The organism is Massilibacillus massiliensis (assembly GCF_900086705.1).
GTDB classification, from domain to species: Bacteria; Bacillota; Negativicutes; order FLKF01; family FLKF01; genus Massilibacillus; species Massilibacillus massiliensis.
In genome coordinates this window covers 387,789-406,200 of record NZ_LT575483.1, presented here as the reverse complement: position 1 = coordinate 406,200, position 18,412 = coordinate 387,789, and the positions used below count along the sequence as shown (strand labels likewise).

Here is an 18,412-nt window from a genome sequence, read left to right as displayed (position 1 = left end):
TATATTGTTAATAGGATTGGTAATAATACTATATAGTAGGGGGTAAGTTGAAATGGAAAAAAATTTAAAACAAATGATAGATTTATTGCCGGGATGTCAGGTATATGGTGAAAAAGATAAGAAAATCGAAATGATTGCACATGACTCTCGTAAAGTGAATGCGAATATGTTATTTGTCTGTATTACCGGTGCGACTGTCGATGGGCATAATTATATTGAGCAAGCAGTAAAAAATGGTGCTGTAGCCGTGTTAGTAGAAAAAGATGTAGTTGTACCCGATGATATTACTGTGATCCGAGTGCAAGATGTTAAAGCTAGCATACAGGCTATTGTGCCATATTTTTATGACTATCCAGCAAGAAAAATGCGGATGATCGGGATTACTGGTACCAACGGAAAAACAACAACGAGTTATTTAATTCGTGCTATATTAAGAACTGCCGGTTTTAAAGTTGGTGTGATTGGAACGATTCAGATCTTGATTGAAGATCGTGTGCTGCCAATTCACAACACTACACCGGATGTTATTGATTTACAAAGTATATTAGCGGAAATGGCTGACTGTGGAATGGATTATGTTGTCATGGAGGTTTCATCACACGCATTGGCACAAAATAGGGTTGCTGGCTGTGAATTTGATGCTGCTGTATTTACCAATGTAACACAAGACCATTTGGATTATCATAAAACTTTCGAAAATTACATTGCAGCAAAGGCAAAATTATTTGCATCATTGGTCGATGAAAATAATGCAAAATCTAATAAAAATGCGATTGTGAATTTGGATGATGATGCAAGCCAAGCGATGCTTGATCAAACAAAATGTAATGTACTTACATATGGTGTAAAGAAAAAATCCGATATTATTGCGCAAGATATTTGTGTTTTGGCACGCGGGGCAAATTTTACGGTTACAGGTGATTTTGGGAGTATGCCGTTAAATTTAAAAATTACTGGCGTATTTAATGTTTACAATGTTATGGGTGCGATCGGCGCTGCTTTAGCCGAAGGTATTGATGAAAAAGTGATAAGAGAAACATTGGAGGCATTTACGAGCGTTCCAGGACGTTTTGAGTTAGTAGATGAAGGACAAAATTTCAGTGTAATCGTCGATTATGCACATACACCAGATGGGCTTGAAAATATTTTAAAAACAGCAAGAGAAATTGCAGAAAATCGTATTATTACAGTATTTGGCTGTGGTGGAGATCGAGACAGAACGAAACGTCCGATTATGGGGCGTATTGCTACGGAATTATCGGATGTAGTTATCGCAACTTCAGATAATCCAAGAACTGAAGATCCTGAATTTATTTTATCTCAAGTGGAAGAAGGTGTTCTTGCGGTATTGGGTGATAAGCAGCATGAAAAGATTACAGATCGTAAGACTGCGATTCATCAAGCGATCTCTATTGCAGAGGCGGGAGATATTGTTATTATTGCAGGAAAAGGACATGAAGATTATCAGATCTTAAAAGATAGAACGATTCATTTTGATGATAAAGAAATTGCTCGTGAGGCAATCAGGGGGCTAAAATAAATGCTCAATTTTACGGTGGAGAATGTGACACTTGCAACCAAAGGCTGTTTATTAAAAAATATAAAACAGAATTTTACAAAAGTCGTAACGGATACTCGTTTAATTGAAGAGGGCGCATTATTTATAGCACTTAGAGGAGAGCGTTTTGATGGACATACATTTGTCGCACAAGCAATTGAAAATGGAGCATATGGTATCATCGTAAGCCAAGATTATACAGTAGCGGAACTTGAAAGATTTTCTGCTACAGTCATAAGAGTAGACGATACTTTAACTGCATATCAGCAATTGGCAAAATTATACCGCGATTCTTTTTCTATTCCTGTGATTGCGATTACTGGGTCTAATGGAAAAACAACGACGAAAGATTTGACAGCGGCAGTGCTTGGTAGTAAATTTAATGTGCTGAAAACAAAAGCAAATTACAATAATGAAATTGGTTTACCGCTTACTTTATTGAATTTAACAGAAGTACATGATGTTGCGGTCGTAGAAATGGGAATGCGTGGATTTGGGCAAATTGATGTATTGGCTAAAATTGCTTCACCGACGATTGGGATAGTAACAAATGTTGGTGAGACGCACATGGAGCTATTAGGTTCTTTGGAGAATATTGCGAAAGCTAAAAGTGAACTTGTCGGTGCTATGGGAAAAGGTGTAGCTATTTTAAATGTGGATGATACCTATGTGCGTTCTATGCAGAGCAAGGCAAACGGGACTGTAATATACTTTGGGTTTTCCGAAGATGCTGACATAAGGGCAAGTAATGTGCAAATCGTTGATGAAAAAACTATATTTGATTGTAGTTTTAACGGAACTAAATATTCGTTTACTTTACCTATGGTTGGAAAGCATAATGTTTATAATGCACTTGCTGCAATCGCAGCGGGGTTCTACCTTGGTTTAAGTGCGAAGGATATGCAAAAAGGCTTGTGTAATTTTACGGCAAGTGGAATGCGTTTGGAGATCCATACTGTAGGGCAATATACAGTCATTAATGATGCCTACAATGCTAGTCCAATGTCAATGACCGCAGCGATTGAAACCTTAAAAGAAGTCGCGAAAAAAAGAGCTGTAGTTGTTCTGGGAGACATGTTAGAATTGGGGGATATTGCAGTAAAAGCGCATGCCGATATTGGTCTTAAGCTAGCGCAGCGAAATATTGATGTTGTAGTGACAATTGGTCAGATGGCAAAATATATTGCAGACACTGCACGTAAAAATGGCATTGATCATGTTTTCGCCTGTGATTCTCATCGTGAGGCGGGAATAATTTTAAAAAATTTATTGCAAGCTGGTGATACGGTACTCGTAAAAGGTTCACGTGGTATGCAGATGGAAAAAGTGATTGAGTTGATGTAAGCAGGAGGATATCTATGGCAGTATTATTTTATGCGGCAATTATGGCAGTGATTATCACGATGGTGAGTGGACCGCTTATCATTCCGTTGCTGCGAAAATTAAAATTTGGGCAAAGTATTCGTGAGGAAGGGCCAAAGAGTCATTATGCAAAATCGGGAACGCCAACCATGGGCGGACTTATTATTTTGTTTGCTTTGGTTATTCCTACGATTGTTTTTTCTGGAAATACGATGGAAGTATGGTTGGCTTTATTTTTAACTTTGGGTCATGGTTTCATTGGATTTTTAGATGATTTTATAAAAGTTGTGCTTAAGCGGTCATTAGGGTTAAAGGCAAAACAAAAATTATTGGGTCAAATTATGATGGCGGTTGCATTAGCTTATATTGCAACGAATTATATGGGCCGCGGAACAGATCTTTGGATACCGATTATCGGACATAATATAGACTTTGGTGCACTATACTATGTATTGATATTTTTTGTACTTGTAGGCACTACAAATGCCGTCAATTTAACAGATGGACTTGATGGACTTGCTGCTGGAACTACCACTGTAGCAGCTGTTACTTATGCGGTTATATGTATGTATTTTGCAAAAATAGAGCTGGCAATTTTTTGTATGGCAGTTGCTGGAGCAACCTTAGGCTTTTTACGATTTAATGTACATCCGGCAAAAGTGTTCATGGGAGATACAGGTTCTTTGGCTTTAGGTGGTGCGTTAGCTGCAGTTGCAGTGATGACAAAAACAGAAGCCTTGCTTATTATTGTCGGCGGAATTTTCGTAGTTGAAGCGTTATCCGTTATTATTCAGGTAATTTCTTTTAAAACTACAGGAAAACGTGTTTTTTTGATGAGTCCAATTCATCACCATTTTGAATTATCTGGTTGGACAGAAACCAAGGTTGTCACTGTATTTTGGTTAACTGGAGTATTTTTTAGTGTAGTTGCTTTAACGATATTAATTGTGAGTTAAGCAGGAGGAATAAATAATGAATTTTGCAAATAAAAAAGTTGTTGTCTTAGGCGTTGGAATCAGCGGTAATGCGGTTGCACGAGTTGCAAAAGAATTAGGCGCCACTGTAATTTTAAGTGATGCAAATGAACAAATTGCACAAAAATATGATTTAGACACGTTAAAAAAGTGTGGAATACAAGTCGAATTAGGAGCTCAAGATGAAGCTTTAGTAACGAATATTGACTATTTAATCTTGTCACCGGGTGTACCGATTTCAGTTCCATTGGTACAAAGAGCAATAGAAAAAGGTGTCGAGGTAATCAGTGAAATTGAAGTCGCTTATCGTTTATGTAAAGTGCCAATGTATGCGATTACCGGAACAAATGGAAAAACAACAACAACAACATTACTTGGTGAATTTATGAAAAAGACAGGTAAGAAAGTAGGTGTTGGTGGAAATATTGGCGTAGCGTTATCGAGTGAGGTACATAGAGTTGGAGCAGAAGGCTGCATAGTTGCAGAAATATCGAGTTATCAATTAGAAGCCTCCATCGATTTCAATCCGCATATAGTAAGTATTTTAAATGTTACTCCAGATCATATTGCACGGCATGGTTCTTTAGAGAATTATCAAAAGATGAAAGAAAAGATTTTCTCTCATCATACAAAGGACGATTATTTAGTACTGAATTATGATGATGACAAAGTACGAGATATGGCGAAGCGGGCAAAAAGTACGGTAATGTTTTTTAGCCGCTTAAGGGAATTGAATGAGGGCGCTTTTGTTAAAAATAATGAGTTGATGATTGTTTGGCAAGGGAAGTCCTATAAAATTTGTTCAGTAGATGATGTGAAAATAAAAGGCGGACATAATATTGAAAACGCATTAGCTGCAGCTGGCGTTGCTTTTTTAGCTGGTGTTGATGTTCAATCAATGGCTGAAGTTTTAAAAGAATTTTCTGGGGTAGAACATCGAATAGAACCTGTAACAACGATTCATGGAGTTCCGTATTTTAATGATTCGAAAGCAACAAACCCTGAATCATCAATTAAGGCATTAGAAGCGTTTGATGGGCATATTATTTTAATTGCCGGAGGTCATGACAAGAATACAGATTTAACAGAATTTATGCAACTTGTGAAAAAGAAAGTAGATGCACTCATTTTGATAGGAAATGCTGCAGCGCGATTTAAAGAAGCAGCGATTGCAAATGAGTTTCATAACATTTATGAAACTGGGTATTCTATGGAAGAAGCTGTTAAATTAGCAAATCAATTAGCAAATCACCCACAAGTCGTATTATTATCACCAGCTTGTGCCAGCTATGATATGTTTGATGGTTTTGAAGAACGGGGGAGAGCGTTTAAAGAACTTGTTTATAAATTAAAATAGGGGGGAGTTCGCTTGGTTGCTAGACCTAATTCGCCCGATTATATCATTTTTTATTCAGTCTTAGCTTTATTGGGGCTAGGCATCGTAATGGTATATAGTGCAAGTGCCGTATCGGCGAATGTAAATTTTAACGATAGCTACTATTTTTTGAAACGGCAAATTGTGTGGGCTTCACTTGGATTACTAGCGATGATTTTTACGATGAATATCGATTATCATGTATGGCGAAAACTAGCAAAACCTATTATTTTAATTACGATTATATTACTAATTTTAGTTTTAGTTCCGGGAATGGGAAAGGTAGTAAATGGTGCAAGACGGTGGCTGGGAAGTGGTTCGCTTTATATTCAACCATCTGAAATTGCTAAATTAAGTATGGTGTTGTTTAGCGCTTATTATTTAGCAAACTATCAAAATAAGATTGAAAACTTTAGAAAATGTGTTGTTCCGCAATTGGGTATGTTAGCCATTATCTTTGGGCTCATATTAAAGGAACCAGATCTCGGCACAGCCTTATCCATTGCGGGTACAGTTTTTGTTTTACTCTTTATCGCAGGCGCAAAAATTTGGCATTTAGCATCCTTAACCGCAGTTGGTGTTGTTGGTATTGTGGCGGCAATATTAGCTGAGCCATATCGGTTAAAGAGATTGGTGGCTTTTCATGATCCTTGGGCCGATCCGTTAAATACCGGATATCATATCATTCAGTCACTTTATGCAATTGGGTCAGGTGGAATTTTCGGTGTTGGATTGGGTCGTAGTCGTGAAAAATTTTTATATTTGCCAGAACCTCATACAGATTTTATTTTCTCTATCTTAGGAGAAGAACTTGGTTTGATCGGAACAACAACAATTTTGGTGTTATTTTTCTTGTTTGCTTGGCGCGGTTTAAGAACAGCGATGTCAGCGCCTGATGTGTATGGAAGTATATTAGCTACAGGGTTAACGACAATGATATTGGTGCAGGCATTGATGAATATTGCTGTTGTAACAGCTTCAATGCCGGTTACTGGTATTCCATTACCCTTTTTAAGTTTTGGAGGGTCAGCACTTATTTTTACGATGGCTGGCGTGGGCATTTTGCTTAACATATCCAAACGTGCAATTTAATAGGATTGGGGAATCTCGGTAGTAAGGAGCGTAGGATAATTCATGAGAATAATTGTATCGGGCGGGGGAACAGGTGGGCACATCTACCCCGCTATTACTTTGATCAAAACAATACAATCTATGACGGATCATTGTGAAGTATTGTATGTCGGGACAAAGGCTGGTTTAGAGGCGGATATTATTCCTAAAGAAGGACTAGCATTTAAAACGGTAGATATTTGTGGCTTTGAACGCAAGCTGAGTGTAAAGAATGTTAAAACAATTTTCAAGTCGATGCAGAGTGTATGGACAGCAAGAAAAATTATCAAGGAGTTTAAGCCAAATGTTGTAATTGGTACTGGGGGGTATGTTTGCGGGCCAGTTTTATTAGCTGCTAGTCTAATGAAAATTCCAACCATGATTCAGGAACAGAATGTAATTCCAGGCATTACAAATAAAATTTTGGCGAAGTTTGTTGATAAAATTGCGGTTGGGTATAACGAAGCCGGGCAATATTTTTCTCCAGATAAAGTCGTGTTTACTGGAAATCCCATTAGACAGGAAGTCATGAGTGCAGATAAGAATGCGGGAATTTATAAATTTGAGCTTGATCGTAAGAAAAAGACAATTTTGATTTCGGGTGGAAGTCGTGGTGCGAGAAGTATCAATCGTGCAATGATTGCTGTACATAAACATTTTTCGAAAAATAGTAATATACAACTATTGCATGTTACTGGCAAAAATGAGTATAATGACATAGTTACAAAGCTGCAAAAGCAAGGTATAGATACGGAAGGTATTGGAAATATTATAATTAAACCATATTTGTATGATATGCCACAAGCTTTGGCAATTGCAGATTTGGCAATATTTAGAGCTGGGGCAGTTGGTCTTGCAGAGCTTACCGCTAGAGGCATTCCCTCTATTTTGATTCCATATCCCTATGCAGCTGAAAATCATCAGGAATACAATGCAATGATAATGCAAAAAAAAGGAGCGGCAATTGTCATTCGCGATTGTGATTTATCAGCAGAGTGTCTGATTCATGTAATAGATGAATTGTTAGAAAATGATACGAAATTAGAGCATATGGCTAAGGCGAGTCTGGCGTTAGGAAAGCCAGAAGCTGCAAGCGAAATTGCAGGTCTTGCAATAAACCTGGCAAAACAATGTTGATATTGTAACAGATTGCATATTTTATGCATAAAATATAGCACATATTTAGTTAAGGTTGTTGATGCGCGAAAGGAGAGAAAAATTGTTGCTAAATGGTATTAATAAAATTCATTTTGTCGGCATTGGTGGAGCTGGCATGAGCGCAATTGCGAAAATTTTGGTTGAAAAGGGGTTTGAAGTTTCAGGTTCTGATTTGCAAGATTCAGAAATTGTTTCAAAACTAAAAGCTTTAGGGGCTACTATTTTTTATGGGCAAAGAAAAGAGAATGTTAAGAATGCAGATGCAATCGTAGTGTCTACCGCAATATCTGAACAAAATCCAGAAGTAGTTGCAGCAAAAGAGAAGCATATAAAAATATTTCATCGCTCGGACATTGTAGCGGCATTAATGAATCAGCAGATGGGTATTGCGATTGCGGGTGCTCATGGAAAAACAACGACGACTTCAATGATTGGTGTAATGTTAGATTATGCAGGGAGTGATCCTAGCATTATTATTGGAGGAGAAGTTGATTACTTAGGAAGTAATGCTAAACTCGGTCATGGTGAATATCTGGTTGCGGAGGCAGATGAAAGTGATGGTTCTTTCTTAAAATTATTGCCTAAAATCGCCGTTGTTACAAATATTGAAAATGATCATATGGATTTCTATGGTACGATGGAAAATATTTTAAAAACTTTTGAGAAATTTTTAAATAATTTACCACAAAAAGATGGGTTAGCAGTTCTTTGTTTTAATAATGTACATATTAGAAATATTGCAAAAAAACTTGACCGTAAATTTATTTCTTATGCGATAGATGAGGACGCAGATTATGTTGCGAAAAATATTACAACAAATGGTGCAGGAACGTCTTTTGAAGTGTATCGACATGGCGAAAATTTAGGTAGAATTTCATTGAATATTCCTGGTAAACACAATGTTTTAAATGCGTTGGCTTCTATTATTGTGGGGGATCAATTGGGGCTTTCTATCACATCTATGGCAGCAGGGCTTCGCCAATTTAATGGTGCCAAACGTCGTTTTCAAACAAAAGGCAGGGTGAAGGATGTGTGGGTAGTTGATGATTACGCGCATCATCCGACAGAACTTAGCACAACACTATCTGCAGCCAGACAAACAAAACCCAAACGTTTGATTTGCGTGTTTCAGCCACACAGATATTCGCGTACGCAGTTACTACGTAAAGAGTTTGGAGTTTGCTTTGATGAAGCAGATATGCTTGTTCTAACAGATGTTTATTCTGCTGGAGAAAAACCGATTGAAGGTGTTTCGGGTGAAACGATCCGAACCGAAGTAGAAAAGCATATGCATAAAGATATTGTATATATTGCAGATAGGAAAGAAATTGCATCTTATCTTAGCGATTTTGTCACAGCAGGGGATCTTGTTATGACAATGGGGGCTGGTAACATTTATTTGACAGGGGAAGAGCTTGTTGCAAAATTAAATGAGAAATAAATGTGATAATTTGGGGTGATTGTACTTTTCTAGGAGGTTAGGCGATGGATAAGTTTATCGTCACAGGGGAAGTACATTTGAAAGGCTCTGTTAGAGTTAGTGGAGCAAAAAATGCTGCTTTGCCAATTTTAGCGGCGACAATGTTATGTTCAGGAACAAGTATAATTCATGATGTGCCTGATTTAAGTGATATTAAGAATATGGTTGCTATTTTAGAACTTTTAGGTGCTAAGGTTTCACGAGAAGGAAATTCTTTAGTTGTGGACAGTAGCGCAGTGAGTGAGGTTTTTATTCCAGAGCTATTGATGCGAGAAATGCGTGCTTCTATTTTTTTAATGGGTGCTTTAATTGGCCGATTTAAAGAAGTTCGTTTGTCTTATCCTGGTGGTTGTACGATTGGACCAAGACCAATTGATTTGCACATTAAAGCGCTGGAAAAACTAGGAGCAAATGTAACAGAGAAACATGGGCTCATTATCGCAGAGGCAAAAAGATTAGCTGGAGCCGAAATTGTATTAGATTTTCCAAGTGTAGGTGCGACTGAAAATGCGATGATGTCGGCTGTTTTAGCAGAAGGGATAACGACGATTCGAAATGCAGCGCGTGAGCCAGAAATTATTGATTTAGAAACATTCTTAAATAAAATGGGAGCTCGTATTTGCGGTGCTGGGACAGATACCATTTTAATTCATGGAGTGCAAAAATTATACGCGACGGAGCATACGGTTATACCGGACCGAATTGAAGCAGGAACTTTTATTTTAGCTGGTGCGATTTCACGTGGAGAAGTTACAGTAACAAATGTTCCCACAAATTGTTTGTTTTCGCTTTTAGATAAGTTATCAGGAATTGGGGCGATTCTTACTGTTGGAAATGATTTTATACGGGTAAAAGCTGATCAATTATATAATACCGATATAAAAACACTTCCGTTTCCGGGGTTTCCGACGGATTTACAGGCACCGATGCTTGCTGTATTAACGATTGCTAAGGGAACAAGTATTGTAACAGAAACGATATTTGAAAATCGTTTTCAGCATGTAGATCAGTTGATTCGGATGGGAGCGAAAATCCGAGTTGAAGGACGCAGCGCAATTGTTCGTGGTGTAAATAAGTTAACAGGAACTCTTGTAGAAGCATTAGACTTAAGAGCTGGAGCTTCGTTAGTTTTAGCTGCATTAGCTGCAGAAGGAACATCTGTTATAAAACAAGTAAATCATATTGATCGCGGATATGAAACGATAGAAAAGAAATTACAAAGTTTAGGCGCATGCATTATTCGGGATATGGAATAGAGGAGAGAACATTCATGAAAGATAAAAAAATTGTAGTATTGATGGGAGGACCTTCAGAAGAAAGGGAAGTTTCATTAAATACAGGAAATGCAATATTGGGTGCATTATTAGAAAAAGGATATAATGCTGTTGGCATAGAACTTGACCCGCCAAAATTATTTGAACAGTTACAAAAAAGCGGATGTGATGTAGTTTTTAATGCAATTCATGGTAAATTTGGTGAAGATGGAAAATTACAAGGTGCATTAGATTTATTAGGAATTCCGTACACTGGATCGGGTGTGCTTGCCAGTGCAATCGCGATGGATAAAGCGGCATCAAAAAGTTTATTTGTTGCGAGTGGGATTTCTACGCCAAAATCTAAAGTTTATACAAAATTTGATTTAAAACGTGATTTAGCAAATGAAATTACCAATGAATTTGCAATCCCGGTTGTGGTAAAAGCAGCGGCACAAGGGTCCAGCATCGGTGTGACGATTGTAGAGAAAATAGAGGATTTGCAAGCGGCTATAAACAACGCATTTAAATACAGCCCTAATATATTAGTGGAAGAATTTATTAAAGGTCGTGAGTTAACTGTTGCTGTTTGGGGAAACGAAAATAAGGAAGCGTTTCCAATCATTGAGATTATTCCTCACTCAGGTAAATATGATTATGAATCGAAGTATACAAAAGGTGCAACAGAATATCTGGTGCCAGCTGCACTAGATGAGGATGTCGTGAAGAAAGTGCAAAAAAATGCTTTGCGGGCATTTGATCTTCTTGGGTGCAGTGGAATCGCGCGTGTTGATCTGATGCTGGGTGAAGATGGAATTCCTTATGTGCTTGAAGTCAATTCTGTCCCAGGAATGACTTCAACGAGTTTGGTGCCAAAAGCTGCACAGGCTGCCGGCGTAAGTTTTCCGGATTTATGTGAAAAATTATTATGGATGGCAAAAGATTAGTTCTTTTCATGTAAAATTTAGACAGCATTTCATGCTGTCTAAATTTTTTTAATAAAGTATCAATTAAACATTTTATATTATGGTAAGCTAGTGTATAATAAATAATGTTTTTACGATTATAAAAAGAAATCGAGGTGAATTTGAAATGGCTGATCTAGAGGATAGTAGTGTAGTGAAAAATTCGACTTCAAAGCAATTATTTTTAAGTTTATTATTTATATTTATCGTATTAATCACGGGATTTTCTTTTATCATTTCACCTACTTTTTCTATAGGAGAAATTAAAGTTGATGGGAATAAATATTTGACCACGGAAGAAATTTACCAAATTGCAGGTGTGCCAGAGAAAATCAATATCTTTCGATTGAACACAAAAGAGATTCAAGAACGCTTACTGAAAGATTTACGTATTTCTGAAGCTGCTGTATCACGGGATTTTCCTAGTAGAATTACAATTCACATTGTAGAGCGTAAACCGATTGCGTATATTGCTTGTGACTACGGTTTTCTTGAAATTGATAAGTCAGGTTTGATTTTGGCCGCCTATAAAAATATCAAAAATATTAATGTTCCTATGATAACAGGTATTGTTTTGCAAAACCTCTATGTGGGAGATAAGGTTGATCATGCGGTTTTATATAATGTATTGGAATATCTTTCGTATTTAGACGAATCTTCTATTAACCAGATGTCGGAGGTAAATGCAACATCATCAGATCAGCTGATTGCTTATACAAACAGTTCAGTGCAAATTAGAATTGGAAAGAATGAGCGGTTATTAGAAAAGGCAAAATTAACAGAAGAGTTTTTAGGCGAGCTGAAGAAAACAAAATTGCCGATCGAATACATAGATCTAAATTTTGCATCACCGTTTATTAAATTCAAAAAATAGAGCAGTTAAGGGAGGGTTTGGTATGTTGCCAATTAAACAAGGCCGCGCAGCAATTGCATTGGTATGTATCGTACTTGGTTTTATGATTGCGGTGCAATTTAGGACAACACAAGATATTAGATCGACAGTACCATTTCAGCGTATAGAAGATTTATCGCAGCGTTTAGCACAAACAGAGAAAGATCGTGATGCTTTGCTAGAAGAAGTGCAAGCACTTCGAAAAAGTTCAGATAAAGAAGTTGTAACAACGCAAATGGAAAATATAAAAATGGGAGCGGGGGTCACGCCTTTAAAAGGACCTGGTCTCGTTGTTACAATTGATGACAGTAAACGTCAATCTAAAACAGGTGAAAATCCAAATTTATATTTAATTCATGATGACGATCTTTTAAAAGTAATCAATGAACTTTGGGCAGCAGGAGCAGAGGCAATTTCTATTAATGAGCAGCGTTTAATTGCGAGTTCTGAGATTCGTTGTGCAGGACCGACATTGTCAGTAAATAATACGCGTTATTCACCACCTTATGAAATAACAGCGTTGGGAGATTCTAAGAATTTAGAAAATGCATTAAAAATGCGTGGTGGTGTGGTTGAAACATTACAATTTTGGGGAATTCAGATTAACATAAAAAAAGCAGAAGAGGTAACGATACCTGGATATAAGGGGACATTCCGCTTTGAACATGCACGTCCTGTAAAGGAGGGTGAATGATTATGTTATTGCCTATTTTGGGACTTATTGTAGGTTTAATTATTGGGAGTTTGTGTCCTCTTAGTATTCCGCAAGAATATGCAAAATTATTTTCAGTAGCCTTATTAGCAGCACTTGATACTGTATTTGGAGGACTTAGAGCTGCTGCTGAAGAGAAATTTGATAATACCGTGTTTATTACAGGATTTTTTACAAATGCATTGATGGCGGCAGGACTTGTTTATATCGGAGATCGTTTAGGTATTGATTTATACTATGTTGCAATGTTAGCGTTTGGACTTAGAATATTCCAAAACTTAGCGATTATTAGGCGTTATTTTTTAAAAAAATAACTTAGTTTGGATGGTAAAACGTAGCTGAAATTTGTTTTAGCTACGTTTTGCATGTAAATTTCCTTTTTTAATAAAAATTTTAAAAGAAAATTCTTATTAAAAAAGGAAATTTACAAAATTTATTGAATTTACAATTGTACATAATATGTATAACTTTGAGAGGTTTTTATGGAGACACGACGAATTTTAGCGATTGATATTGGTACATTCCAATTAAGAGCGTATCGAGCAAATGTGAAAAAAGGCTATATTGATATTTATAGTGAAGGTGTAGTTAGATCCAAAGGTTTCGAAAAGGGTGAGATTCAAGATGTCCATGCATTAGGTAATGCGATAAAACAGGTAATTGAGTGTACAAATGAAACAGAAAATGGTAAAATAGACGATGTTATTGTCGGAATTAGTGGAATGCATTTAAATTCTCACTTTGCTTTAGGCAGTATTACTCTGCCTAATAGCTGTGTTCACAAAACAGATATTGAACATGTAAATAATGCGGCAATTTTAATGGCGATGCCTGAGAAAGCAAAAGTGTTGCATATAATTCCAAAACAATATCGGTTGGATGGTTGTGTATGTGAAAACATTCCATTGGGGAAAAGTGGGACAATATTAGAATGTGAGTGCTCATTAATTACCATTTCAAATGATAGCTTTCATCAGTTAGTTGAAGCTTTACAGATTGCAGGAATAAAGAATCATCAGTTTGTTTCGAATATTTTCAGTATGCATGAATTGTTAAGCAGGCATTTGAAAAATAAATCTTATTTATTGATAAATATTGGTGCTGGCAATGCGGAAATGATGATTTACGAAGATTGTAAATTTATTAAATTATATTCTTTGCCAATTGGTGGAGAATATATTTCTCATGACATTATGCAAGGGCTTACATTGGATTTTGAGCATACAGAGAAATTAAAACGATATTTTAGCAAATTGGATCATGATTTATTAGGGAAAAATATCATTTTAGATTGTAGTGATGAAAATATTGAAGATAAGAATGTACAGTATGACTTCTTATATGATATTATTGATAGTAGAGTTAATGAAATAATCAATATTCTTTATGAGGCAGTGAGTTTGGAACTTATTGATCGTAATATTGAGAATATTTACTTTACAGGTGGATGTTCATTCCTTTATAATTTTACTGATAGTTTGCAAAAAACATTTACAATGCATGTTAATCCGGTCGTAATAGAAGATTTAGCCGATGAATGTTTGAACCCAAAAGATATTACAGGATATGGTTTACTGCGTTATGCAGGAGAAAACTTCATGGTTGAAGAAACTATAGAAATAGAAGAAAAAAAAGTATATCAATCAGTTTTTGGTAAATTAAGAAAAATGTTGAATTTATAATATTTGATTTTGTGGGGGGAACATAGAGTGCTTGAATTAGATATGGATCTTGATCAATTTGCGAAAATAAAAGTTATTGGTGTTGGCGGTGGCGGTAATAATGCTGTAAATAGAATGATTTCTTCAGGTTTGCAAGGTGTTGAGTTTATTTCTGTAAATACAGATGCGCAAGCTTTAATTCATGCTATGGCACCAAAACGTATCCAAATTGGTGAAAAGTTGACGAGAGGTTTGGGTGCAGGGGCGAGACCTGAAATTGGAGAACAAGCTGCACAGGAGAGTCGCGAAGAGATTCTTGAGGCATTAAAAGGGGCGGATATGGTTTTCGTTACGGCTGGTATGGGTGGTGGAACCGGTACCGGGGCAGCTCCTGTAGTTGCTGAGTGTGCTAAGGAAATTGGTGCGTTGACTGTTGGGGTAGTAACTAGACCGTTTTCATTTGAAGGACGTAAACGTCAAAAACAAGCAGAAAGTGGTACTGCAAAATTAAAAGAAAAAGTAGATACATTAATTACAATTCCGAATGATCGTTTATTACAAGTCGTTGATAAAAAAACTTCGATGATGGATGCTTTCCGTATTGCCGATGATGTACTTAGACAAGGTGTACAAGGTATTTCCGATTTGATTGCAGTTCCTGGGCTTATTAATCTAGATTTTGCTGATGTGAAGTCCATTATGAGTGATACCGGATCAGCACTTATGGGGATTGGAATTGGTACGGGTGATAACGCTGCAGTTGCTGCGGCAGAAGCAGCAATTAATAGTCCATTGTTGGAAACCTCAATTCAGGGAGCAAGAGGTGTACTTCTTAATATTACAGGTGGTTCTAATCTAAGCTTATTTGAAGTGAATGAAGCTTCTCAAATTATTGCTGAAGCTGCAGATGAAGAGGCCAATATCATTTTTGGTTCTGTTATTGATGAAAGTTTAAATGACGAAGTACGTGTTACTGTAATTGCGACTGGCTTTGATGATCGACCAGCAAAACCGGCAGCAGGGTCTGTAGTATCTGAATCTGCTTCGAATTTAACGACAGAAGAACCGACAAAACTTGGTGTATTTAAAATGCCTGATTTAGATATTCCTACTTGGATGCGTAAATAACGAAGTGATAAGATAAAGCTGACCGTTTATGATTTGATGAGCGGTCAGCTTTATTAAATATATTGTTAAATTTTTTAATAATGCTTATAATAGCAAATGAAAGAAGTTTATGTTGATTACGCAAAAGATTGATCTTATATAGAAAAAAACATAATTATTTCTTATTATTTTATAGTTTTATAATAATTTATGTTGCATAGTTATCGAATTAAAGGTATAGTAAGATTTGTTATTTTATTCTGGAGGCATTATCATGCGTCGATATACACCTTTATTTTTGGTTAGTTTTATTTTATTGGTGCTTGTTTTGGCAGGTAATATTTATTTAGCTGGATATGCAGACAATCATATTGATAAAAACCAAAAAAGTATCACCGTTTATACAACGCTGCCTGTTGAACATATTGCAATTTTGGCAGATGCTTATGAAACTACCCACCAAGTTAAGATTCATTTTATCCCATTGACGGAAAAAGAATTAATAAAAAAATTTACTGTTGATGCAGTTCCAATGAACGATTCTGCTGATGCAGTAATTGCGAATAAAGAGGTACTTGTTAAAATTGCCAAGGCGAAAGTATTTTCTAATTATTCTTCGGAACAAACCGACATTATTTCAAGTCAGTTCAAAGATGAGCAGGGAGCCTGGGTCGGAATTTGGTATGATCCAATTGTCATCTGTGCAAATAAAGATTACTTAAAAATGTTGCCTAAAATTCCTTCAAGCTGGGATGATATTACCAATTTGAATCAAGTGAGGCTAGGTATTACAGACTTTTTAGCCGCAGATGCATCTGCAAACCTGCTATTTACTTTAGTTGCTGAATACGATGAAGAGAAGGCATTTACACTACTTGCGCAGTTACATCCTAAAGTTGTGCAATATGCTAAATATTTGGCAACGCCGGTAAGAATGGCTGGAATGGGAGAAGTGGATATTGCAATTGCCGTTCAGAGTGAAACGATTCGTTATATCAACGATAATTTTCCTATTAGTATGATTTATCCTTCTGAGGGAACTTCATACATGTTAACGGGCGTGGGCATATTAAAATCGACAAAAAATAAAATAGAGACAAAGCAGTTTGTAAATTGGTTAGTGCAGGATGATGTACAGCTTTATTTACAAAAAAATAAATTTTTCTTTGTGCCGACAAATCAGGAAACCGTTGCATATAAAATGTTTACAGGTAAAAATCTGAAACTTTTTGAAAATTATTCTGATTTAACGGTAGAGCAAAAATCTGCCGTGCTTGATCGATGGGTAAAAAATGTTCGTTTGAAAGAAAGACCGTAAAATTGGAGGTAAATAATGCTGAAGGCTGGTTTTATTAGTTTAGGGTGTGCAAAAAATTTGGTTGATACAGAAGTAATGTTAGGTGCTTTAACAGATCATCAAATTATGCTTACATCAAATCCGAGCGAAGCGGATATTCTAATTGTGAATACTTGTAGCTTTATTAAGTCTGCGAAAGAAGAATCAATTACTACAGTTCTTAATATGGCAGAATATAAAAATGAAGGAAAATGTCGTTCTATTATTGTTGCTGGGTGTCTTGGTCAGCGTTATAAACAAGAGTTGTTAGATGAAATGCCAGAAGTAGATGCTGTCGTAGGTACTGGTGCATGGCATCGAATTGTTGAGGCAGTAGAAGAGACGTTGAAGGGCAATCGTGTTGTAATTGATGGTCCGATAGACACGATCTATGATGAGAAGATGACGCGTATTACAACAACTCCAGAATATAGTGCGTATATTAAGGTTGCAGAAGGTTGTAATAATCGTTGTTCTTATTGTGTAATTCCGATGGTTCGTGGAAATTATCGCAGCAGGACGATTGAATCCATTGTTGCTGAAGCGGTTCGTTTGACGAATAGCGGCGTTAAAGAAATTAATTTGATTGCACAAGATACAACAAGTTACGGTAAGGATTTGTATGGTAAAATTAGACTTGTTGATTTATTGAAAGAGCTTGTTAAGATTGAGAAATTACAATGGATTCGTATTTTATACTGTTATCCTAAATATTTTACAGATGAGCTAATTGAACTAATTGCAAATGAACCTAAAATTTGCAATTATATTGATTTGCCATTGCAGCATGCACATAATGATGTTTTAAAATCTATGGCTCGATTGGATACGAGAGAAAGTGTAGCTGCACTTCTTGCTAAAATTAAAGATCGAATTCCAAATGTAACAATACGGACGTCGTTTATCGTAGGTTTTCCTGGTGAAACGGATGAACAATATCAATCACTCCGACAATTTGTGGAAGAACAACGTTTTGATAAGGTAGGCGTATTTACATACTCCCATGAAGAAGATACACCTGCATATGATATGGAAAGTCAGATTTCTGATGAAATCAAGCAAGCACGTTACCATGATTTAATGGCATTGCAGTGTCAGATATCTGAACAAATCAATCAAACGGTAGAAGGAAGAACACTGGAGGTTCTGGTAGAAGGTCGTGATAATGAGCAAAAGAATGTTACGTATGGTCGTTCTTATCGCGAAGCACCGGAAGTGGATGGACAGGTATATATTGAGGGTGATACAGACAGTAAACCTGGGAGTATGATTCGAGTTAAGATGTTGCAGGGATTTACTTATGATATCGTAGGTGAAAAAATAATTGAATAGCAAATTAGAACTGATAAATTTTTCAATTAGGCGTGTGTTGCAAGTAACGTTAACAGATACGAATATAGGAAAATAGTAGGGGCACGAGATACCTGCTATTTTTTGTTTAGACTCATGTAGCCTTTAAAAACTTATGT

Annotated in this window: 16 protein-coding genes; all 16 read left to right on the top strand. The window is 36.4% G+C overall.

The window, feature by feature from the left end; all coding sequences use genetic code 11:
* The first annotated feature begins 52 nt into the window (after positions 1 to 52).
* The 16 genes from BN6559_RS02180 (at position 53) to rimO (ending at position 18,275) form a co-directional block, all read left to right on the top strand.
* Positions 53 to 1,540, top strand: coding sequence for a UDP-N-acetylmuramoyl-L-alanyl-D-glutamate--2,6-diaminopimelate ligase (locus BN6559_RS02180; RefSeq protein ID WP_110953225.1), 1,488 nt, complete (start codon positions 53 to 55; stop codon positions 1,538 to 1,540).
* The gene (locus BN6559_RS02175; RefSeq protein ID WP_110953224.1) at positions 1,541 to 2,902 is read left to right on the top strand and encodes a UDP-N-acetylmuramoyl-tripeptide--D-alanyl-D-alanine ligase; all 1,362 of its coding nucleotides are present in this window, start codon (positions 1,541 to 1,543) and stop codon (positions 2,900 to 2,902) included.
* Between the two features lie 14 nt (positions 2,903 to 2,916).
* Positions 2,917 to 3,876, top strand: a complete 960-nt coding sequence (mraY, locus tag BN6559_RS02170; protein WP_110953223.1) for a phospho-N-acetylmuramoyl-pentapeptide-transferase — start codon at positions 2,917 to 2,919, stop codon at positions 3,874 to 3,876.
* Between the two features lie 16 nt (positions 3,877 to 3,892).
* Positions 3,893 to 5,251, top strand: a complete 1,359-nt coding sequence (gene murD, locus BN6559_RS02165; protein ID WP_110953222.1) for a UDP-N-acetylmuramoyl-L-alanine--D-glutamate ligase — start codon at positions 3,893 to 3,895, stop codon at positions 5,249 to 5,251.
* Between the two features lie 12 nt (positions 5,252 to 5,263).
* Positions 5,264 to 6,361: a stage V sporulation protein E gene (gene spoVE, locus BN6559_RS02160; RefSeq protein WP_110953221.1), complete on the top strand. Its 1,098-nt coding sequence runs from the start codon at positions 5,264 to 5,266 to the stop codon at positions 6,359 to 6,361.
* A 42-nt stretch (positions 6,362 to 6,403) separates the two neighbouring features.
* A complete protein-coding gene (gene murG / locus BN6559_RS02155; RefSeq protein ID WP_110953220.1) occupies positions 6,404 to 7,516 on the top strand; it encodes an undecaprenyldiphospho-muramoylpentapeptide beta-N-acetylglucosaminyltransferase in 1,113 nt (370 codons plus the stop codon).
* Positions 7,517 to 7,601: 85 nt separating this feature from the next.
* On the top strand, positions 7,602 to 8,978 hold the full coding sequence (murC, locus tag BN6559_RS02150; RefSeq protein WP_110956235.1) for a UDP-N-acetylmuramate--L-alanine ligase: 1,377 nt from the start codon (positions 7,602 to 7,604) through the stop codon (positions 8,976 to 8,978).
* Positions 8,979 to 9,022: 44 nt separating this feature from the next.
* The gene (gene murA, locus BN6559_RS02145; RefSeq protein WP_110953219.1) at positions 9,023 to 10,273 is read left to right on the top strand and encodes a UDP-N-acetylglucosamine 1-carboxyvinyltransferase; all 1,251 of its coding nucleotides are present in this window, start codon (positions 9,023 to 9,025) and stop codon (positions 10,271 to 10,273) included.
* Between the two features lie 14 nt (positions 10,274 to 10,287).
* The gene (locus BN6559_RS02140) at positions 10,288 to 11,217 is read left to right on the top strand and encodes a D-alanine--D-alanine ligase family protein (RefSeq protein WP_110953218.1); all 930 of its coding nucleotides are present in this window, start codon (positions 10,288 to 10,290) and stop codon (positions 11,215 to 11,217) included.
* Between the two features lie 145 nt (positions 11,218 to 11,362).
* A complete protein-coding gene (locus tag BN6559_RS02135; RefSeq protein WP_110953217.1) occupies positions 11,363 to 12,109 on the top strand; it encodes a cell division protein FtsQ/DivIB in 747 nt (248 codons plus the stop codon).
* Between the two features lie 22 nt (positions 12,110 to 12,131).
* Positions 12,132 to 12,821, top strand: coding sequence for a DUF881 domain-containing protein (locus BN6559_RS02130; RefSeq protein WP_110953216.1), 690 nt, complete (start codon positions 12,132 to 12,134; stop codon positions 12,819 to 12,821).
* Positions 12,822 to 12,823: 2 nt separating this feature from the next.
* On the top strand, positions 12,824 to 13,153 hold the full coding sequence (locus BN6559_RS02125; RefSeq protein ID WP_110953215.1) for a small basic family protein: 330 nt from the start codon (positions 12,824 to 12,826) through the stop codon (positions 13,151 to 13,153).
* A gap of 168 nt (positions 13,154 to 13,321) precedes the next feature.
* The gene (gene ftsA, locus BN6559_RS02120; RefSeq protein WP_110953214.1) at positions 13,322 to 14,521 is read left to right on the top strand and encodes a cell division protein FtsA; all 1,200 of its coding nucleotides are present in this window, start codon (positions 13,322 to 13,324) and stop codon (positions 14,519 to 14,521) included.
* Between the two features lie 27 nt (positions 14,522 to 14,548).
* A complete protein-coding gene (ftsZ, locus tag BN6559_RS02115; RefSeq protein ID WP_110953213.1) occupies positions 14,549 to 15,628 on the top strand; it encodes a cell division protein FtsZ in 1,080 nt (359 codons plus the stop codon).
* A 253-nt stretch (positions 15,629 to 15,881) separates the two neighbouring features.
* Positions 15,882 to 16,925, top strand: coding sequence for an ABC transporter substrate-binding protein (locus tag BN6559_RS02110; protein ID WP_110953212.1), 1,044 nt, complete (start codon positions 15,882 to 15,884; stop codon positions 16,923 to 16,925).
* A gap of 18 nt (positions 16,926 to 16,943) precedes the next feature.
* A complete protein-coding gene (gene rimO, locus BN6559_RS02105; RefSeq protein WP_110956234.1) occupies positions 16,944 to 18,275 on the top strand; it encodes a 30S ribosomal protein S12 methylthiotransferase RimO in 1,332 nt (443 codons plus the stop codon).
* Positions 18,276 to 18,412 lie beyond the last annotated feature (137 nt).